The sequence below is a fragment of the Peribacillus sp. Bi134 genome, assembly GCF_918698065.1.
Classification (GTDB): domain Bacteria; phylum Bacillota; class Bacilli; order Bacillales; family DSM-1321; genus Peribacillus.
Map to the genome: position 1 here is coordinate 119314 of NZ_CAKKLN010000006.1, position 20359 is coordinate 139672.

A 20359-nucleotide genomic window follows, 5' to 3' on the forward strand; every position below is an offset into this window, starting at 1 on the left:
TCTCCTATTTATACAGGTTAAAAAGGTGGATACTGCATTGAAATATACACTCATCCCGCTGTTACTTAATGGGCAGGTGTTCTTTATATTTCTTCATTTTCCTGACGACGGAAGGCTGGCTGATACCTAAGAATTTAGCCATTTCATATGTGGACTTGCATTGTTTACTCGCTTTCATCATCATCCATTTTTCGACTTGTTCGAGGGCGGTATTGAGATCACTATCATCAACCATCATATTGTCGATCATTAGGGTATCATCTATTTTCTCCAAAGATTCTTGTCCATGGAAATGGGAGGGGAGAAAGCCTGGGAAAATGATGGAGTCTTCCGAGGTCAAAATGAGCCGTTCAATCAGGTTTTCCAATTCACGAACGTTTCCTGACCATTTATGCTGAATCAGTATTTCATAAGTGGAAGGGTGCAACTTCTTATCTGTCTTGTATTTCTTGTTGATAATTTCGAGATTATGATTGATTAAGATGGCAATGTCTTCTTTTCTTTCGCGTAATGGAGGTATTTGGATCGGAATCACATTTAAGCGGTAATACAAATCTAGCCTGAATGTTCCCTTTTCCACCATTTCTTCAAGGTTTTGATTGGTTGCAGTCACAAGCCGAAAATCTATCCTATACTCTTTTTTTCCGCCCACTCTTTTAAAGGTCTTCTCTTGCAGGACATTTAATAATTTCACTTGCATATCCAGGGGAAGCTCCCCGATTTCATCCAGAAATAAGGTTCCGTTATCTGCTTGTTCCACCAGCCCCTGCTTCCCCTGCTTCTGCGCACCGGTGAAAGATCCCGCTTCATATCCAAACATTTCGGATTCAAAGAGACTTTCTGGGATGGTACTGCAGTTGACTTCGATGAATGGCTCTTTGCTGCGGTAACTCTGATTGTGCAGCCGCCGGGCAAATACGCTTTTTCCCACACCGGATTCCCCAAGAAGCATGACTGTCGCATCCGTTTTGGAAACACGGTGTATCGTTTTGGCGATTTGCCGCATTTCCTTACTGCGATAGATCAGCTCCTCCTGTTCCCTAAGTTCCTCGACCTCCGATTGGTATTCTTGAATCTTTTTCTCCAATTGACCGTACTGATCCTGGAGGTTCCTTATTTCAGTTTGATCTTGGGCATAGCTGACGACACGAATCAATTCACCATCCTCATCAAAGATGGGGTAGGCAGTCGACATGACGATTTTTCCCGTCTTCGTTTGCTGCATGATCTGGACAGGTGTTTTCTCTTTCAATACCATGGCGGAAATCGACGGTGAAAGGATTCCTTCCGTTTCGAGCTGGTAAACGGATTTCCCAAGATAATGTTCTGGTTCGATTCCATATATCCACCAATGGTTAGGATTCGTGAATAAAATGAATCCTTTTTCATCGGTCACGGTAATATTGTTATTGGAAGTGTTGATGATGCATTCCAAAACTCTTTTAACATTGTTATCACTCATCATTTTCCCCCTTATCCACTTTCCAGTGATTCAAATATAAATCAAAATCAGAGGTGAATCAAGAATTTTCAGATATTTTGATTTGGAATTGAATCATTTATGAAATCATGCCTGCGATAATCTCACTCACTTCATACATCAAAGCTAAAACTAGAGTAATAGAGTAGCGAACTGCCTTACTTACGGTTAACCCACATATGTTTGGGTATAAATAAAGTATAGAGTATTCGATTTGAAGGAGTGATTGACTTTGAACAGAACCTTGGGACAATTTTTATACGACTGCTTAAAAGCAGAAGGCATTACAGAGATTTTTGGTGTGCCTGGAGACTATAATTTCTCATTGCTAGATACTTTGGAAGATTACGATGGGATTGAGTTTATTAATGGACGAAATGAACTCAATGCTGGATATGCAGCGGACGCATATGCCCGGGTGAAGGGCATGTCGGCACTGATCACCACCTTTGGTGTCGGTGAAATGAGCGCATGTAATGCAATCGCTGGTGCATACAGTGAAAATGTGCCGCTCATACATATTGTCGGCTCGCCAAAGTCCATGATGCAACAGGAGAAGGAGCTTGCCCATCATACGTTAATGGACGGAGATTTTGATGTTTTCCGTAAGGTTTATGAGCATATCACCGGTTATACGGCGATCCTTACACCGGAAAACGCGGCTAGGGAGATACCGGCTGCAATCCGAATCGCGAAAGAAAAGAAAAAGCCGGTTTATATGGTAGTGGCTATCGATCTCGTTGAAAAACCGTTGATTTCCCACAGTGAGGCTTATGAGAATGCGGCCAAACCGAATGTCAATGCGTTGCAGTCAGCAGTAAAGCATATAAAGGGTATGTTAGAACATGTAAATAAAGCGGTTCTGCTTGTCGACGTAAAAACACTTCGCTATAACTTGCAGAAACCAGTACTTCAGCTCGCTGAGAGATTAAATGTTCCAGTAGCTTCGTTAATGCAGGGAAAAAGCGGGTTTGATGAGAGCCATCCCCAGTATATTGGTGTATACGGCGGAGCTTTCGGAAGTAAGGATGTAACTCGGACTGTTGAAGAAGCGGATTTCATCATAGCCGTTGGTGCTGTTTGGTCAGACGTCAATACTTCTAAAGGTACAGCAAAGCTTGACCCGTTGAAAATGGTGGAAATTCAACCTGACACTTTAAAAGTGGGGGAAGCCAGTTATATGAATGTCATGGCGGAGGAAATTCTAAGTGCGCTCCAGGACATTGGCTACCGGCAGAACGAATCTGTCGGAAACATCTCGTTTCCGTATGACACAATGGTGGAAGACCCGTCAGCACCACTGAAAGCGGCTTCCTATTATCCTCGAATTCAGCAAATGTTGAAGGAAAATGACATTGTGGTCACGGAAACAGGAACATTCTCTTATGGCATGTCACAGGTCAGATTGCCGAAAGGGGCGACCTATATTGCTCAGGGAGGCTGGCAAAGCATCGGTTATGCGACGCCCGCAGCTTTCGGAGCTTGTATAGCGGATAGAAACCGGCGTGTTCTTTTGTTTACCGGGGACGGCTCGATTCAGCTGACAGTACAGGAAATAAGCTCGATGCTGGAGAACGGCTGCAAGCCCATCGTGTTCATCCTCAACAATAACGGCTATACGATTGAAAAATTCTTAAACGTAAAAGTCGATATAGAAAAACAGAAATACAACGAAATACCAGAGTGGGATTATACAAAACTGGCTGAAGCGTTTGGTCAAGAGGCATTTACAGCAAGAGTCGAGACTAATGGTGAACTGGATGATGCCATTACAAATGCTCAGGACATGAACGCCGATAAACTTTGCCTTATAGAGCTGGTCGTGAAAGATCAAATGGATGCACCGGATTATTTGAAAAAAATAAGGCAGTACCTTGAAGAGCAAGAGAAACTAAAGTAATTCATGTACGAAATTCCCTCACTCCTGATTAAAACACTAGAATATATACTTTATGTTTTGTTTATGAACCTCACTAGATAGAAGAATTATGCGACACTCCTGCCGAATAACTGCTGGCCGAGACACCACAGGCGCTTGCTTAGATGTAGCTTGGCATACAGCCGGCGGAAAGGGAGCGGATTTCTGAAATGAAGCTGGAACGTTTTTTTAGTAGAAATTGTAGGCGAACTTGCTCTTCATCGAGTGTGGAGACAAAATGGGTTTCGGAGTCCGAATAATGAGGTGAAAGTCGAAAAAAATTCGTGAACGGTCGAATAAAGTGCCTCAACGGTCGAAAACTGTCCGGGATAGGTCGAATCCAGTGCATGAACGACCGAATACAGTGCGGGGTAGGTCGAATAAAGTGCCTCAACGGTCGAAAACTGTCCGGGATAGGTCGAATCCAGTGCATGAACGACCGAATACAGTGAGGCTTAGGTCGATAAACTGTGTCAACGGCCCAAGACAGTGCAGCTGTTCGAATACCTTGCTCCGGCCTTGATGGTTTTTACTGTAACCGTTATTGGATAGAAGAATTATGCGACACTCCTGCCGAATAACTGACTGGTCGAGACACCACAGGCGCTTGCTTAGATGTAGCTTGGCAGACAGTCAGCGGAAAGGGAGCGGATTCTGAAATGAAGCTGGAACGTTTTTTTAGTAGAAACTGTAGGCGAACTTGCTCTTCTTATTAATATACAGTCTGAAAGGTCTTCTGTGAAGAAGGCCTTTTTTTGTTGGTAATCTAGATACTGCACGGCCCGATCAAGGACAAGAATGGCAAGTTCCAGAGTGACAATACCAGTATTGGTACCTGTCATTTCAAAATTGAAACCAAGAATTTTTAAACTAATAGTATTATGAAAATGTCACTAAGTAATAGGGAAAATATTTTTCCTAAGTAGAGAAAACCATTCTTTTTAGCAATTTCTGTAGAGAAGGAGGCACAAAAAATGCGTAAAAATGTATCATTAGCGCGGTTAATAGAGTCGAATAAAGAAAATCTCAACAATAATCAGCCGTTCATAGATCTTATAGAAGAAAAAGTCCATAGAAAGCAAGTTGAAATGCAGGAAAGGCATTTAACAAAACAGGCAGGTGAGGAAAATGTTATTAAGAAAAGCTTGGTTATTACAACAAACGATTACCTTTCATAGAAAAAAGAAGGATGAAATAGCACAACGAAAGGAATTATCAAGCTTTGAAGGCGTCCGTATCAGTAATCAACTTAATTATGCGATTGTGGAAATGCAAAGGTTAATGCGCGAGGTATGAGGAAAGAGGGGGATAAAAAAGGTTAGCTTAAATTTGTATATTATTAAGTGAAGAATTTTAATGGTTTAACTAAAACTACCTATTCAGATTATTAAAATGAAAAAAGAGGTGATGATAATTAGTAAGTATTGGTCTTATAAAATGCTTTTAACTGGTGTGTTTATCATTACTACGATTATCTTTTATAAATTTGGTTTACTAGTGAAGGTTTAGTTTATTTTGTATGTCTTGCAATACTTTTAAGTGTGTTGAGTATTTTTAATCGTAAAATCAATTATAAAAAAAGACTTTATACTTTAACGAATAAAAAATAATAACATTTCATTTCCAGTTATAAATAACAAACCACATTTGGATTATCTAGCTTGGAAGGAGTCCGTATCAATAAACAACTTAATTATGCGATGCAAAGGTTAATGCGCTAGTGAGGATGAGAAGGGGTATAAGCCATAACACCAGTTGGCGGCTATTTGACATTATCATACACAAAAAAGCGTGTTTGATCTTTTTTATCAAAACACGCTCTTTGCTCCTTATCGTTTACTGCCATCACATTTAGTTAAGAACTCGGACTGCCTTCACAAAGCTAGGTCCCCAGTAAGAATTGTTAATGTTAGCGTAGGATACTCCTTTAGATGTAGAAGCATTCAGCATTTGACCGTTACCGGCATAAATTCCTACATGGTTGATTACTCCATCATTATTGGTATCAAAAAATACTAAATCCCCTTTTTGAAGGGCTTTTGAAGATACAGCTGTACCAACGTGTGATTGTGCCACTGAATTTCTAGGCAAGGAAATACCTGCACTTTTGAATGCCCTTAATGTGAACGAAGAGCAATCAAAAATGTCAGTCCGCGAAGTGCTCGCACCGTAAACATACTTGGCTCCCATGTATTTAGCACCAGCTGCCAGAACTTGATCCGCTTTGGTCGATTTGGACGGTTTATTAATTGAAGAAGCCGAGGCTTTCCCTGAAACACGGATGGTTTGGCCTATACGAATACGATCTGAATTAGAAATATTAGGGTTTATTTTAAGTAAGGCACTAAGGGAAAGGTTATATCTTTTAGCGATGGTTGATAAGGAATCCCCTAATTTAACCACATAAACGTCTGTTGTATTTTTATTATTATCCGGAGTGCTGGTAAGGGTATTAACCTTCAGGACCTGACCGGGAAAAATAAGGCTACCAGTCAAATGGTTTTTAGACTTTAATTGTTGGACAGTCATATTGTTGACTCTTGCAATTTTGTCCAGGGTGTCCCCGGATTTGACTGTATATGTAGCATTTGTTTTAGCCGTAGAGCTGGATGCAGGAGCTTGTCCGGAAACACGGATGGATTGGCCAATATAAATGCGATCCGAATTAGAAATATTAGTGTTTAATTTAAGCAGGGCACTAAGTGAAAGGTCGTATCTTTTAGCAATTTTAGATAAAGTATCCCCCAGTTTAACTACGTATTTTTCGGTTTTATCTATATTCTTAGTGTTAAGAGTATTAAATTTCAAGATTTGGCCGGGAAAAATAAGGTTACTAGTCAAATGGTTTTGAGATTTTAATTGTTGGACAGTTGTATTATTAGCTTTAGAGATTTTATCAAGGGTGTCCCCTGATTTAACTTGATAAGAACCAGCATAGGCAGAAGTGCCGGCGATAAGGGTACCTATAATGGTTCCTGCAAGAATGAAAGAGTTTTTCGAATTGTTCATTTAGGAAAGTTCCTCCTGATGTGGTAAAAAAATATGTAGCATTTATATTATAAAGGTAAGGCATATAAAAAACATGACCCATTTAAATAAAATTCAACTTTTTCGTCATTTATCAGGATAATTTGCAGATCTGTCATATTGAGTGGATTCAAGTGGATGGGCAGGATCCTTAATATCGCCTAAAGAGATAACTAGGCTAAAAGAGATTTCATAAATGGAAGCTTTGAGGTAATTAAAAAGAAAGGTAAGAATAATATAATATCCTTACCTTTCCATGATAAATTTTTTAATATTGTCTATAAACATAGGGATCGTCAGGTTCTGCGATTTTACTATGTGATGATACTCTGAGCAGGGGAATGGTTTTCTTGAATGGCTGATAATAAATGGATTCCAATTCTCCTGTCACGGAATACCACTCATCATTTTTTGGATGCATACCTTCGGGAAATTCGATCAGCATACCGAATACCCCAGAGTCTGCGACACAGTGAATGACGCCAAAGCGAAACAGGAATACCTGGTTTTTGGCTAGCTCATCTGAATTGTACGAAAACCCGGTTAACGTAATTTGTTTGCCAGTGAATTTTCCAGGAGAGTAATAGATGGCCTCTAAGTCGTTTAGATAGTTTTCATAGGTTAAATGAAGACTATCATGGTCAACTAAGTCTTTGAGCGAGTGATCCATTAAAGTTAAATAGTCATCCTTGCCATAATAAAGACTCGTATCCGGCTGCAGAAATTGATGCTGGCTATAATCATCTGAGTCATCATATACCGGGAAATGAAATCCTTTTTTTTCTACGATATTCGAGTCCATAGTGGCAACAGGCAAAAAGAGACCGGTTAAAATGGGAATGACGTAAAGGAAGTAAGTAAGGTTCTTTTTCCATTTCTTGTTTTCCTGGGAGTGATCATGTCCGCACTGACAATCAACACATTCTTCTTGATTATCTTCTTTAAAATAATGGAAGGAAGTCAATTTAATATTACTGGGGTAATAGGCTGGAAGTTAAATAGGGAGGGGGATTAAGAAAATTGAATAAAGTAAACTCCCCTCAAAGTTGTGTCACATCCAAAGGATTTACACTATTCAACATAGAGGGGATAAAATCATGGTTTATTTTTCGGTACAGCTTTATTAATTAGGTTTTTACGCGATACAAACTGATTGTCGGTAACCCAGAAGCGCCAAGGGTAATCTTTTGCTACCCCGGAGTTGTCGATTCCGACGCGGGGGCCGCTGGATATGTGTTCAGGCTGTTTTCCGACAGCTAGATATAGCGGGGGATCCGTAAAAGATCGACCATAATCATCCATGGTGATGCCCAGTGCCTTTGTTAGCTTACCTGGTCCATCGGTCCATTTACGAATATCGGCAATTCCTCGTCTTTCATGCATTAACTCGAGCCCCGAATAGGGTTCAACCGCACGGATTAAAATGGCTTCCGGATTTTCAGGCCCTCCGCTTACGACATTGACCAGTGTATGTGTGTGCATGACGTATGTATAGATCAAACCTGAATTTCCGAACATCACTTCCGTCCGTTTTGTCCTTCTATTTCCAAAGCTATGTGCGGCCCTGTCTCCAGGTCCAATATAGGCCTCTGTTTCAACAATGAATCCAGAAGCGGTTCCATCCGCTGTTTCTTTTATAATCAGGCAGCCAAGAAGGGATTTTGCCAGTTCAAGGGTAGGCTGCTGATAAAAATCCGCAGGTAAAATTGAATCGTATATCTTGTTCATGATATCACTCCATTTAGTCTCATACAGGTAAAATTCCCTTATCAATGAAAAAGAAACATGAAGGGAAAAAAAGACCGGCTGATTATATCAGCCGACCTTTCTTTAGCCTAATTCCTTTTCCGTTTCTTGATCTTTTTTGATTCGGCCCGAACCCACGGAAAGTGCCACTAATATCCCTGCGGAAACAAAAAAGATACCGGTGATGAAAACACTGGAGAATGCATCGATCCAAGCATTTTCAATCGTTTTTACAAGGACAGTGCTGACTTCTGCGGGCATTTTAAGGTTTTCAGGATAAAGCATGATGTTGAATAACGTGTCCGTTTTATCGGCTAATGCTTTCAGTGCCTCATGCAATATAGGGTCCTTTTGACTTACGACCGCATCATCCATATTTTGCTGGAGATTGTGATTCATGACAGCATTCAAAATCGTGATGCCCATCGTTCCTCCTATTGATCGGAAGAATGTCGAAGCCGCTGTAACCGACCCGAGCTGCGATTTTGGAAATTCGTTTTGAACGGCAATCATCAATGTCGGCATGACAAGACCCATGCCTATCCCAAGGATGGCCATGAATGAGTACGCAGTGAATATAGTCGTACTGCCGTCCATCATGCTCATTAGGAAAAAGCCAAGCGTCGCAAAGACCATTCCAAAGGTAAGCACGGTACGAAAACGGAATTTCAAAAGTAACCGCCCGCCAATGATGCTGGAAAGAATCATACCGATCATCATCGGAGTCATGGTCGACCCTGCTTTTGTTGGTGAAACTCCCAATACGCCTTGCATGAACAGCGGGACAAACATGATTGCCCCGAACATGCCAAGGCCAAGCAAGAATCCCAAAATATTCGTGGTGGTAAAAACTCTATTTTTAAAAAGGGATAAATCAAGGATCGGTTCGACCGCTCTTCTTTCAAAAAAGATGAATAGGGCAATGAAGACAATGGTGCTGCCGAAAATCAAGAAAGATTCTAATGATAACCATTCGAATTTATCACCACCGAAGGTCAAGCCAAGCAGTAACAGGACAATACCAGGAATCAAGGTGAAAATCCCTAGATAATCGATATTCACTTTCTCTGTTTTCCTTATCGCTTCATGTTTCAATCCTACATAAATCAAAATGGCAGATAGTAAGCCCGTCGGTACATTGATCAAAAAGATCCAATGCCAGCTGATATGGTCAACGATCAGGCCGCCCAGAAAAGGGCCGATGACAGAACTTAAACCAAAAAGGGCTCCGAATACACCCTGCCATTTGGCTCTTTGTTCCGCAGAGAATATATCACCGATTATCGTTTGGGATAAAGGCATGATCATCCCGCCGCCGATTCCCTGCAGGCCCCTGTAGATGATCAATTGCTCCATCGAAGTGGCTGTGGCACATAAAAACGAACCGATCGTAAATATGATCGTGCCAAGCAGATAAAGGGAACGTCTGCCATATAAATCAGATAGCTTTCCAACAATGGGTACAACAGTCGTTGAGGCTATTAAATAGGCAGTCGTTACCCATGCAAAGATGGTAAATCCATTCAATTCCCCGATAATTGTCGGCATGGCCGTACCGACGATCGTCTGTTCCAATGAACTGAAAAACATTCCAATGATCAATCCTGTTAAGACAAGCTTGGTATTGACCGCTTTTTTTTCCATTTGCATAGCATTTCTCCATTCCTATAACTGTATTCCTTATTCGTTTTTTGACTGATAGGTCAAAATTATAAATCTCTAATGACCATTTAGTCAACATTTTTTTTGCTAAAAAATTCAATTGCATGACTATATTGCGTAAAGGTGGATTTAAGGATACATCCATATCACTAAAGTAATTCGACCAGAAACCACCAAATCCTTCCTTATTAATGTCTCCAACGTGTTTCCATTTATCATATCCGATATAATAAGAAGGAATATAGATGAACTTATGATTGGAAGTGTAAGATATGAATAAAAAAATAGGATTTATTGGATGCGGCAAAATGGGTGAGGCGATGCTTGAGGGCATGCTGCTTGCAGAGGTCATTTCACCTGAAGGGATCATGGTCAGTACTGCGAGTGTGGAGACCAAAACTAAAATCACCACGAAATATAAGGTTAAAGGTACTTTGGATAATAAAGAGGTTGCCGGTTTTGCTGATTTTCTCTTTCTAGGAATCCAACCTGCCATGCATAAGCAAGTGCTGGAAGAAGTGAAGAATCATGTTAAAGAAGACGCTGTGATCATTACTATGGCAGCAGGCATCACTGTATCACTAGTTGAGAACAGCTTCGGAAAAAAAGTGAAGGTTGTCCGGACGATGCCAAACACTCCTTCGCTTGTCGGTGAAGGCATGACTGCCATGAGCATTAATGATCAAATTACCGATGCTGATATAGAGGATGTGACTGCACTGCTGAATAGTTTCGGTAAAACGGAAATCCTGCATGAAGATTTGATGGACGCAGTACCTGCCATCAGCGGTTCGTCGCCTGCTTATGTATATATGTTCATCGAGGCGCTGGCTGATGGAGGGGTCCGTGACGGCATTCCACGAAAACAAGCATACCGAATGGCAGCACAAGCTGTAATGGGAGCTGCTAAAATGGTACTGGAAACGGAAAGACATCCCGCTGCTTTAAAGGATGATGTCTGCACGCCGGGCGGTTCAACGATAGCTGCGGTAGCGTCTTTAGAAGAAAATCAGCTAAGATCCAGCATTCTGCAAGCAATGAAGGCATGCACGGATAAAACGAAAGGTTTAAGTAAATGAAGAAAGATGGATTGCCTTTTAGAGGGCAATCTTGTCCGTTTTTCATTTTCAGAATGTTTTGTGAAAAAAGAGGAGGATGCATAATGAATGGTTATATAGAAGAATTAAGGAAGATTCTGACGGAAGAACAAGTAACGGTGAATGAAACATTATTGGAGCAGCACAGCCATGATGAATCATATCACACTCCGCACCTTCCGGATATGGTCATATATCCAAGGGATACTGCGGAAGTAAGCTCAGTCATGCGTTATGCGAATGAGCATGAAATACCGGTCATTCCTTTTGGATTAGGATCAAGTTTGGAGGGGCATGTCGTTCCAGTCAAAGGGGGAATTTCCCTGGATCTGTCCTTGATGAATCGAGTATTGGAAGTCAGGGAAAATGACTTCCTTGTGAAGGTCCAACCAGGTGTGACTAGGACGCAGCTCAATAAAGAATTAAAAAAATACGGTTTGTTCTTTTCCGTCGACCCTGGTGCCGATGCTACATTGGGAGGGATGGCAGCTACGAATGCAAGTGGGACGACCTCGGTCAAATATGGGATAATGCGCAATCAAGTAAGGGATTTGGGAATAGTTTTAGCAAACGGTGAAGTGATTCATTCCGGAAGCTTAGCGACAAAATCATCTTCAGGCATCCATTTGAATGGCTTGTTTGTTGGCTCTGAAGGTACGCTGGGTGTATTTACTGAACTGACATTAAAGGTGTATGGCATTCCTGAAGTCACAATGGCAGGGAGAGCATCATTTCCAACCGTCGAACAGGCAGTATCTGCGGTTAATGGGATTATGCTTGCTGGTATTCCGATTGCACGAATTGAATTGGTTGATGCCGAGTCCATAAAAAAAGTTAATCATTTCATGGACAAATCCTATGAAGTCAAACCAACTTTATTCCTCGAGTTTCATGGGAACTTTGCCGGACTGGAACAGGACGTCAAATTTGCCAAGGAAATCGTAAGTGATTTTGGCTGTGGGGATATCCAGTTTGAAACCGATTCAAAAGCACGGAATGCCTTATGGGAAGCGCGCCATAATCTCGCGTACGCATTCATTCACAGCGCACCGGGGAAGAAGTTGATGGTGACCGACGTTAGTGTGCCCCTTCATGAATTATCGAATGCCATACTGGATACAAGGAAGAAAGTCGAACAATCCAAAGTGGAGGGGGCGATTGTAGGTCATGTAGGTGACGGGAATTATCACGTATTGTTCATGATCGATCTGAAAAACCCTGAAGAAGTTAAAGAAGCGAAGAGGTTAAATGAAGAAATCGTCGAATATGCATTAACCAGAGGCGGTACATGTACGGGTGAACATGGAGTGGGCCTTGGAAAATCGAAGTATCAGCGAAGGGAGCATGGAGGAGCTTACGAAGTGATGAAAACGATCAAACAGGCATTGGATCCGAAAGGAATAATGAATCCCGGGAAGATCTTCATAGATTAAGAGGAATATTCTATTTTGATAGATCAGTAATAACATTAACTGGGGAAAGGGCAGAGTAGTGGCCTTTCCGGAAAAATAGTCCGTCATAGCAGATAATTCAATCTAACTCTGGATAATTCGACCGATCGAGCAGAAAATCGGACCTAACCCCAAATAATTCGACCTAAAGGCCGGATTCGTATGAAGACATACAGCTTCATCGAGATTCTCGTCCAAAAAAAATAAGACTCCAGACAAGATTCTGGAGTCTTATTTTTTATTAAGCGTTAATGTTATTTGGGTTTAAGGCGTTTTCAACACTTACGTAGTTGTAGCCAAGGTCTGTGGCAACTGCTTCGAACGTGATTTCACCGTTCGCCACATTGACGCCTTTTGCAAGGGCATCATTTTCAAGGATTGCTTTGATGGCACCTTTGTTTGCAATTTGAAGTGCAAATGGTACAGTTACGTTAGTTAAAGCAACTGTAGAAGTTTGAGGCACTGCTCCTGGCATATTCGCCACTGCATAATGCACTACTCCATGTTTAACATAAGTAGGGTTATCATGTGTTGTTATGTGGTCGACCGTTTCAAAGATACCGCCTTGGTCGATTGCAACATCGACAATGACTGAACCTGGAGACATCGATTTAACCATTTCTTCAGTAACGAGCTTAGGAGCTTTAGCACCTGGAATCAATACAGCACCGATAACCAAATCGGCATCTTTGACTGCTTCTGCAATATTATAAGGGTTGGAGATGAGTGTAGTCAGTTCATTTCCGAAAATATCATCAAGTTGACGAAGGCGGTCTGGGCTTAAGTCAAGAATGGTAACATCTGCGCCTAATCCAATAGCGATTTTAGCAGCATTCGTTCCAACCATGCCTCCGCCGATAACAGCGACTTTACCGCGTTTAACTCCAGGAACTCCGCTTAAGAGTATTCCTTTACCGCCGTTATTTTTTTCAAGGAACTGAGCACCGATTTGTGCAGCCATGCGTCCTGCAACTTCACTCATTGGTGTCAATAAAGGAAGTGTGCGGTTTACTGCAACCGTTTCATAAGCAATGGCCAAGACACCGCTTTCTTTTAGGGCCTGAGCTAGTGCCGGTTCTGCCGCAAGATGTAAATATGTGAAAAGGATTAAATCTTTTCGGAAATATTTATATTCAGATGAGATAGGTTCTTTTACTTTCATGATCATTTCTGTGCTTGCCCAAACGCTAGCAGCGTCCTCGACTATAACAGCTCCAGCTTCTTGATATGCTTCATTTGTAAAACTGCTTCCTAGACCTGCGTTCATTTCGATTAATACTTCATGTCCTGCATTGACTAATGCTACGACCCCAGCTGGAGTGATAGCTACACGATTTTCATTGTTCTTAATCTCTTTTGGAATTCCTATTCTCATCTTAATCCCTCCAATAATATGTTTTACTATTTGTATCACAAGTATAGTTGGAAAAAGAAACAGTTAGTATGTGGAAATCAGAAAAATGAAAAAGGTGTATTTGTGGAATTCCACAAACGCAGTTTCAAAAAACATGGACTTGCCAGGATCAAAACCTATTAAAAGCTGAATTCAATTCTTTGCAATTGGTTCTTGAATGCGCTCTAGAATCCTTCTTTTCTTATAAAGCATGATTCCCGTATCGGCTATGTCGGCAATCATGGAACGATTTGTAAGGGCGCCAAATATTATTCCGGCAACAGGAACCATTTGCAAAAGCTTTTTCCAGCCAAACTGATCACGGTATGTATAAACTACTTCTCGCCATCCTTGCAGTTCTGAGGCTATTTCCCTTTTTGATTGGGAATCAGTCTGGGTCATTTTCGACAATTCATTTAATAGAGCCTTTTTGCCGACTACATCCGATGTTGTGAATTGCAGGCATTTGACGATGAATATACGTTCTTGGCGGTCCCTAGGATTGAAGCCATATGTGATGGCGATATCCTGAAGGATTTTGATCGACATGCCGAGAAGAAGGGGGATGTCGATTGCCAAGGTGAAGATTCCGCCAATCCCGGTAGTGGCACCTTGAACCGTTGCCAATTTGCTCCCTGAATTTTTAATATCCTGACTCACGCTATCCATGATATGGAGGGGGATGCTTGAAACATCTTCCAGGGCAGTAATATTCAACTCGGGATTCTTGGCTTGCAGCTGATTTAGAATATGAGCTTCTTTCGTTAAATATTTTCCGCCATTCTGAATGTAGCTGCCGATTTCATCAAGCATGACACCCAATTTTTTCTGAATGAAATCCGGTGTCAACTTATCCAATAGCTTGAAAGGGATCCGCCCAATACGTTCCCAAAACCATAGTCCTTTCTGATCCTTCTCCCATTTATCTATGATTGCTAATTCTTTTTCAAGTTCTTCTTTTGTTTCAAGTTTCATAAGATCAACCTTTCCACACCTCTAGTATTCCATATCAGGGAATATATCATTAATTTTTCTTGAAGAATTCATCATATTGATTAAGTTTAATGTTAAGAAAGAGGGACATTTTTTGAATCGGGTCTTTTAACCGGATATTTCCCACTTCCGAGATCCTTTTTAATCGGTAATTCAATGTATTCACATGGATATGAAGGTTTCTTGAAGCTTCGTTTGGGTTGCAGTCTTTCTCTAGATAGACAGTTAGTGTTTGCAGCAATTCCGTCTGGTTTTTCATGTCGTATGCTTTTAGTTTAAGGATGGAAGGATGAACACGACGCTGTTTGTTGCTTGCGAGTGATTCAATCATTTGAAACATGCCAAGTTCTTCATAATGTAAAATGAGTTTCATGTCATCAGGGAATATATTCTTCATTTTTAGGGTGTATTGAGCTTCTTCGTAACTTGATTTAACGTCCATTAAGTTTTTATACATATTGCCAGCCGTTCCAAGGATATGCTCAACACCGAAACGCCGTTTCATCTCCAGAATGAAAAAAGGAATGAACTCATAAATGGATGAAGTGAAAGAAGGGCTGTTTTCCTGGTTGGCTCCCGCGAAAAGAATGAGTTTGTTATGGTCAATGGCAAATAATGAACTGTTTATCTTTTGAGTGGTCGTTAACATGTATGAAATGTAGCGCTCCACTTCGCGATTGATTTCTTTAGGGAATTCAAATACCAATATGGAAAAAACAACTGGAACATGGATGGAGAATTTCTGATAATTTTCAATTATTTCCGATTCTTCTTGATAATGCCCGGTCAACATGCGCCAAAGAAACTCTTGATGACCGGCTTCTTTCCTTTTCTTTTTCAATTGCAATTGCTGTAACTGGTTCTTCGCTTCCTTGGCAGCGAATTGCAGAAATTTCATATCTTCTTCGGAGAAAGGTTCATTTACTTCCAAAGCCCAAATGAAACCAAGTACTTCATTATTTTTCCGGATGGAAACCGCAACCCTGTTACCGAGCCCGACATCATTGATGGCCCCGATTTTAATGGGGGCATCTTCTTTCAATAACGCGGGTATGAAGCCATCTTTCCATAAACTGTTGATGACCTTCTCAGGGACACGTCTTCCGATTATGGTCATGATACGAGCCTGATCCGTAGTATCATCGTGTGTGCTATAAGCAAGTAAGCGATGGTTACCGTCCTCGATTGTAATGGGGCAACCTAAAACAGAACTGATTCTATCGGCAAACTCCATCATATCTCCATAAAGGTCTTTAAAAATATCTCTATTTTTTTCGAATTCCTTCATTATTATTTTGCCCCTCGCTAAAAAAATTCCTTCTCCTTGAATTTTAAACGATTTTCTATTAATAAGCATAGATAAATCCTTTGTTAATACAAAAAATCCCTACCTATGGTTACCGGTAGGGATTTTATTTTAGAATAGGAAGTTAATTAAAAGATAAAACAAACCAGCTAATGTTGCCGAGATGGGAATGGTGATGAACCAAGTGATGATCATTCTCTTTGCCGTTCCCCATTTTACGCCCTTGACACGATGCGCAGATCCAACACCAAGGATTGAAGACGAAATAACATGGGTTGTACTGACGGGCATGTGTATTACAGTCGCGCCGAAAATAATGAAAGCGCCGGTTAAATCCGCTGCAACACCATTGACCGGACGGATTTTCATGATTTTGCCGCCAACGGTTTTAATGATTTTCCATCCGCCGACGGAAGTTCCAAGTCCCATTGCCAGTGCACATGAGAATTGAACCCAGAAGGGGATATCGGTACTTGATGCATAACCATTTGCAATAAGGGCCATCGTGATGATACCCATCGCTTTTTGAGCGTCGTTCGTTCCGTGTGTATACGATTGAAGTGCCGCAGTAGCAATCTGTATAGTACGGAATTTTTGGTTTGTTTTTGTCAGGTTATTGTTTTTAAAGACTACTTTAAAAATGCTGTATACGATAAACCCGATTGCAAAAGCAATTAGCGGGGAGAAGATCAAAGCTTGAAGAATTTTCATGAACCCTTCCCATTTAATGCCGGCGAAGCCTGCTGCAGCAATGGCTGCACCTGCAATGGAACCAATCAATGCATGGGAGGAACTGCTTGGTATTCCGTAATACCAGGTAAGAAGATTCCATATGATAGCGGCAAGCAGAGCAGCCAGAATTACATATGAACCATTCGGAAGCGTGAACGGATCCACGATATCCTTCGTTATGGTCTTCGCCACTCCAGTAAATGTCATAGCTCCGACGAAATTCATGATTGCTGCCATGATGATGGCATGCCTAGGCTTCATGGCCTTTGTTGAAACAGCAGTAGCTATTGCATTGGCTGTATCATGAAAACCATTGATGAAGTCAAATGCTAAAGCAAAGAAAACGATTAATATTGTTAAAATTAATAAAGTATCCATTTATTGGGGTACTCCTTAGGCGTTTTTCATTATGATTGTTTCAAGTGTATTGGCCACCGCTTGACAGTGATCGGCGATCTCTTCAAGGCTTTCGTAAATTTCTTTATATTGAATGATCCTGATTGGATCTTTTTCAACTGTAAACAAGTTTTTGATTGATTGACGTTGGATTCCGTCACAAACTGATTCAAGATCTTTAATTTTGATTGCATTTTCACGAATCATTGGCAATTTTTTAGTGGATAGTGTATCGACAGCATTTTCAATCTCATACGTACACTGTTTGATTGCATCCACAAACTTAAGCATATACTCATCTGCATTGACAATTGAGTACATTTCGAATAATGCCGCACAGTGTTCCAAACCGTCTATGACATCATCCATTCTCATGGTTAATTCAAGGATATCCTCCCGTTCGATAGGAGTGATGAAAGCATTGTTCAGCTCTTTGATCACATTATGGACCATTGAATCGCCTTTATGCTCATAGTCTTTCATCGTATCTGAAAATACTTTTAGATCGGAGATATTTTTGAGTTTATAATCCGCGAAATAGTCAGCACCTTCTTTAAGGTTTTGAGCGATGTTAAAAAGCATTACAGCGAATTTGTCTTTTTTTGATTTAAAAGCCATGTTAAAGCCTCCCAATTAGTCATGCAAATTTACGCACTTTAGTCGTACGCTTAGTATTAACAAATTGATTGTAACGAATTCATGTAGTATCCGGGAAGGTTTTTCGACGAAAATTTACAAAATCTTAATAAAACTTTACATAAAAAAACAAGGAAAATTAAAAAAAGGGAAAAACCTGCAATTATAAGGGGGTATTTGTAAAAAAAAAAGCCTTTCCGATATGGAAAGGCAAAAGTTTCTATAAAAATAAAGCAATCAAATAGTAAATGATTCCAGATAAGGAAGCGGAAATTGGCAATGTAATGAACCAAGTGACCAACATGTTTTTTGCGGTTCCCCATTTTACCCCTTTGATGCGGTGTGCAGAACCGACCCCTAGTATTGAAGAAGAAATGACATGAGTCGTGCTGACAGGCATATGCAGGAAGGTTGCACCGAAAATGATCGCTGCACCAGTCATATCTGCAGCAACGCCATTAACCGGACGGATTTTCATGATTTTACCGCCAACGGTTTTGATGATCTTCCAACCTCCGATAGATGTACCAAGCGCCATGGCAATGGCACATGATAATTGTACCCAGAATGGAACTTCAGAGGTAGAGGCATATCCGTTAGCGATCAAAGCCATCGTGATGATACCCATGGATTTTTGAGCATCATTCGTTCCATGTGTATAAGACTGGATGGCCGCCGTGAGAATTTGTATTCTCCTGAATCGCTTATTGGTTTTTCCTAAATTATTATTTTTGAATACTACCTTGAAAATACTGTATACAATGAATCCAAGCGTAAAGGCAAGGATGGGAGATAGAATCAATGCTTGTACAATTTTAGTGAATCCACTCCATTTAATTGCATCGAATCCACTGGCCACGATGGCAGCTCCCGCTATTGAACCAATGATCGCATGGGAGGAACTGCTTGGAATGCCAAAATACCAGGTGATTAAATTCCATATTATGGCCGAAATTAGTGCAGCAAGGATTACATAAGAACCATTGTTCAATGTGAAAGGATCCACGATATCCTTCGTAATGGTATGCGCAACACCGGTAAAGGTCAGTGCTCCTAATAAATTCATGACCGCAGCCATGATGATTGCATGACGTGGTTTAAGCGCCTTGGTTGATACTGCTGTAGCGATGGCGTTAGCCGTATCATGGAAACCATTGATAAAGTCAAAGACCAAAGCAAAAATAATAATTAACACTGTTAAGATGAGTATGCTATTCATACATGGAGGACTCCCTTGATTTCAAGTGTAAAGTGTATATGGATTTTGGCCAATGAATGGGCGCATAACAGTTTGCAACTCCTCAATATTTAGGATGGGAGTTTTACGTTTGATTATTCTATAAAAGCTGACACCTTCTTTTTTACTTGGTTTTAAGTCGAACTATTCAATTGTAACGAATTTCATAACTATAAGGATAGATGTTTCGTCATTTTTTTACAAAATATTTAACTTAGTGAATGATTAAAAAGATAAAATGTTTCCTTTTATATATATAAATTGGTGCGTTTTCGTTTAAGAACTCTGTAAATCCCGAGGCTTATGGTTAGAAATAGAAGGTGGAGGGATGTATAATTGGTAAATAAAAGTAAGGGGGAATGATGGAATGATTTCAAATATTGGGGAAACGATCACCTTACATAATGGAGTTAAAATGCCACAGTTGGGTTTTGGTGTATTTAAAGTGAAAAACGGCAATGAAACGGTTGAGTCTGTCAAGAAAGCGATCGAAGTTGGATATCGTGCGATCGATACGGCTGCCATTTATGAAAATGAAGAAGGTGTTGGTCAGGCGATTCGTGAATGCGGCGTGCCTCGTGAAGAATTGTTCATTACATCTAAAGTGTGGAATACAGAGCAAGGATACGAAACGACGCTCCAGGCATTTGATGATAGTTTAAATCGCCTTGGCTTGGAATACTTGGATTTATACTTGATCCACTGGCCGGGAAAAGATAAATATCTGGAAACCTGGAGGGCTTTGGAAAAGCTTTATAAGGATGGAAAGGTGAAATCAATCGGTGTAAGTAATTTCCATGTTCATCATTTGGAAAATTTACTTGCAAACAGTGAAGTGAAGCCGGTCGTCAATCAAATTGAATTGCATCCACTTTTGACTCAAGTCGAAATTCGTGATTACTGTGCAAAACATGAAATAAAGGTAGAATCTTGGAGCCCGCTAGGAAGAGGAAACCTATTGGAAGAGCCGACAATTAATCATATAGCGAAGAAGCATGGGAAAAGTTCAGCGCAAGTGTTGATTAGATGGCATCTGCAACATGATCTAGTTGTAATACCTAAATCGATTACGCCGTCCCGCATTGAGGAAAATGCACATGTATTTGACTTTTCATTAAGCCTGAATGAAATGAATCAAATAGATGCCTTGAACAAAAATGAACGGTTCGGCAGCAATCCCGATGAACTTTTGTTCTAAAAAGAATGCTGCAAATAATAGAAGGGTGTCCCGAAAATTGGGGCATCCTTTTTCTTTTTCCTTTATGAACATATTTGAGACGGTTAC

The 20359-nt window shown here is 40.6% G+C and carries 16 protein-coding genes; 5 read left to right on the top strand and 11 right to left on the bottom strand.

Annotated features, from left to right (window positions below):
• Positions 1-61: 61 nt before the first annotated feature.
• The gene (locus tag LQ188_RS14410) at positions 62-1465 is read right to left on the bottom strand and encodes a sigma 54-interacting transcriptional regulator (RefSeq protein ID WP_101224338.1); all 1404 of its coding nucleotides are present in this window, start codon (positions 1463-1465) and stop codon (positions 62-64) included.
• 247 nt (positions 1466-1712) lie between these two features.
• Here LQ188_RS14410 and LQ188_RS14415 point away from each other — a divergent pair, with 247 nt between their 5' ends.
• Both LQ188_RS14415 and LQ188_RS14420 read left to right on the top strand, forming a co-directional pair.
• Positions 1713-3380 carry a thiamine pyrophosphate-binding protein gene (locus LQ188_RS14415; protein WP_230177186.1) on the top strand — a complete coding sequence of 556 codons (1668 nt, stop codon included), beginning with the start codon at positions 1713-1715 and terminating at the stop codon, positions 3378-3380.
• A gap of 992 nt (positions 3381-4372) precedes the next feature.
• Positions 4373-4576 (top strand): hypothetical protein, encoded by a 204-nt coding sequence (locus LQ188_RS14420; protein WP_230177187.1) that lies wholly within the window; start codon positions 4373-4375, stop codon positions 4574-4576.
• Positions 4577-5249: 673 nt separating this feature from the next.
• Here LQ188_RS14420 and LQ188_RS14425 read toward each other — a convergent pair.
• From LQ188_RS14425 to LQ188_RS14440, 4 genes are all read right to left on the bottom strand, one after another.
• Positions 5250-6407, bottom strand: coding sequence for a C40 family peptidase (locus LQ188_RS14425; RefSeq protein WP_230177188.1), 1158 nt, complete (start codon positions 6405-6407; stop codon positions 5250-5252).
• 286 nt (positions 6408-6693) lie between these two features.
• Complete coding sequence (locus LQ188_RS14430; protein ID WP_230177189.1) at positions 6694-7389, bottom strand: TIGR03943 family protein; 696 nt, start codon at positions 7387-7389, stop codon at positions 6694-6696.
• A 131-nt stretch (positions 7390-7520) separates the two neighbouring features.
• On the bottom strand, positions 7521-8153 hold the full coding sequence (locus LQ188_RS14435; RefSeq protein ID WP_101224332.1) for a DNA-3-methyladenine glycosylase: 633 nt from the start codon (positions 8151-8153) through the stop codon (positions 7521-7523).
• A 102-nt stretch (positions 8154-8255) separates the two neighbouring features.
• Entirely contained in the window at positions 8256-9821 is a 1566-nt protein-coding gene (locus LQ188_RS14440) for an MDR family MFS transporter (RefSeq protein WP_230177190.1), read from the bottom strand.
• A 284-nt stretch (positions 9822-10105) separates the two neighbouring features.
• Here LQ188_RS14440 and proC point away from each other — a divergent pair, with 284 nt between their 5' ends.
• Together proC and LQ188_RS14450 are read left to right on the top strand one after the other, a co-directional pair.
• A complete protein-coding gene (proC, locus tag LQ188_RS14445; RefSeq protein WP_230177191.1) occupies positions 10106-10912 on the top strand; it encodes a pyrroline-5-carboxylate reductase in 807 nt (268 codons plus the stop codon).
• Between the two features lie 83 nt (positions 10913-10995).
• Positions 10996-12363, top strand: a complete 1368-nt coding sequence (locus LQ188_RS14450; RefSeq protein WP_230177193.1) for an FAD-linked oxidase C-terminal domain-containing protein — start codon at positions 10996-10998, stop codon at positions 12361-12363.
• Between the two features lie 259 nt (positions 12364-12622).
• Here the strand turns inward: LQ188_RS14450 and ald are convergent, their stop codons facing one another.
• The 6 genes from ald to LQ188_RS14480 all read right to left on the bottom strand — a co-directional run bounded on the left by ald (position 12623) and on the right by LQ188_RS14480 (position 19056).
• On the bottom strand, positions 12623-13756 hold the full coding sequence (ald, locus tag LQ188_RS14455; RefSeq protein ID WP_053533925.1) for an alanine dehydrogenase: 1134 nt from the start codon (positions 13754-13756) through the stop codon (positions 12623-12625).
• Between the two features lie 171 nt (positions 13757-13927).
• Positions 13928-14749: an EcsC family protein gene (locus LQ188_RS14460; RefSeq protein WP_230177195.1), complete on the bottom strand. Its 822-nt coding sequence runs from the start codon at positions 14747-14749 to the stop codon at positions 13928-13930.
• Between the two features lie 49 nt (positions 14750-14798).
• Positions 14799-16055 carry a helix-turn-helix domain-containing protein gene (locus tag LQ188_RS14465; protein ID WP_230177196.1) on the bottom strand — a complete coding sequence of 419 codons (1257 nt, stop codon included), beginning with the start codon at positions 16053-16055 and terminating at the stop codon, positions 14799-14801.
• Between the two features lie 129 nt (positions 16056-16184).
• Complete coding sequence (locus tag LQ188_RS14470; protein WP_101224327.1) at positions 16185-17183, bottom strand: inorganic phosphate transporter; 999 nt, start codon at positions 17181-17183, stop codon at positions 16185-16187.
• 15 nt (positions 17184-17198) lie between these two features.
• Positions 17199-17819 (bottom strand): DUF47 domain-containing protein, encoded by a 621-nt coding sequence (locus tag LQ188_RS14475; protein WP_063235631.1) that lies wholly within the window; start codon positions 17817-17819, stop codon positions 17199-17201.
• 238 nt (positions 17820-18057) lie between these two features.
• Positions 18058-19056, bottom strand: coding sequence for an inorganic phosphate transporter (locus LQ188_RS14480; RefSeq protein WP_101224326.1), 999 nt, complete (start codon positions 19054-19056; stop codon positions 18058-18060).
• Positions 19057-19441: 385 nt separating this feature from the next.
• Here LQ188_RS14480 and LQ188_RS14485 point away from each other — a divergent pair, with 385 nt between their 5' ends.
• Positions 19442-20272 (top strand): aldo/keto reductase, encoded by an 831-nt coding sequence (locus tag LQ188_RS14485; RefSeq protein WP_230177197.1) that lies wholly within the window; start codon positions 19442-19444, stop codon positions 20270-20272.
• Positions 20273-20359 lie beyond the last annotated feature (87 nt).

Excerpts from the sequence above, each read along its gene's own strand:
- LQ188_RS14410 (WP_101224338.1), bottom strand. The coding sequence starts at position 1,465 with ATGATGAGTGATAACAATGTTAAAAGAGTTTTGGAATGCATCATCAAC.
- LQ188_RS14420 (WP_230177187.1), top strand. The coding sequence starts at position 4,373 with ATGCGTAAAAATGTATCATTAGCGCGGTTAATAGAGTCGAATAAAGAA.
- LQ188_RS14425 (WP_230177188.1), bottom strand. The coding sequence starts at position 6,407 with ATGAACAATTCGAAAAACTCTTTCATTCTTGCAGGAACCATTATAGGT.
- LQ188_RS14435 (WP_101224332.1), bottom strand. The coding sequence starts at position 8,153 with ATGAACAAGATATACGATTCAATTTTACCTGCGGATTTTTATCAGCAG.
- LQ188_RS14440 (WP_230177190.1), bottom strand. The coding sequence starts at position 9,821 with ATGCAAATGGAAAAAAAAGCGGTCAATACCAAGCTTGTCTTAACAGGA.
- proC (WP_230177191.1), top strand. The coding sequence starts at position 10,106 with ATGAATAAAAAAATAGGATTTATTGGATGCGGCAAAATGGGTGAGGCG.
- LQ188_RS14450 (WP_230177193.1), top strand. The coding sequence starts at position 10,996 with ATGAATGGTTATATAGAAGAATTAAGGAAGATTCTGACGGAAGAACAA.
- ald (WP_053533925.1), bottom strand. The coding sequence starts at position 13,756 with ATGAGAATAGGAATTCCAAAAGAGATTAAGAACAATGAAAATCGTGTA.
- LQ188_RS14460 (WP_230177195.1), bottom strand. The coding sequence starts at position 14,749 with ATGAAACTTGAAACAAAAGAAGAACTTGAAAAAGAATTAGCAATCATA.
- LQ188_RS14465 (WP_230177196.1), bottom strand. The coding sequence starts at position 16,055 with ATGAAGGAATTCGAAAAAAATAGAGATATTTTTAAAGACCTTTATGGA.
- LQ188_RS14470 (WP_101224327.1), bottom strand. The coding sequence starts at position 17,183 with ATGGATACTTTATTAATTTTAACAATATTAATCGTTTTCTTTGCTTTA.
- LQ188_RS14475 (WP_063235631.1), bottom strand. The coding sequence starts at position 17,819 with ATGGCTTTTAAATCAAAAAAAGACAAATTCGCTGTAATGCTTTTTAAC.
- LQ188_RS14480 (WP_101224326.1), bottom strand. The coding sequence starts at position 19,056 with ATGAATAGCATACTCATCTTAACAGTGTTAATTATTATTTTTGCTTTG.
- LQ188_RS14485 (WP_230177197.1), top strand. The coding sequence starts at position 19,442 with ATGATTTCAAATATTGGGGAAACGATCACCTTACATAATGGAGTTAAA.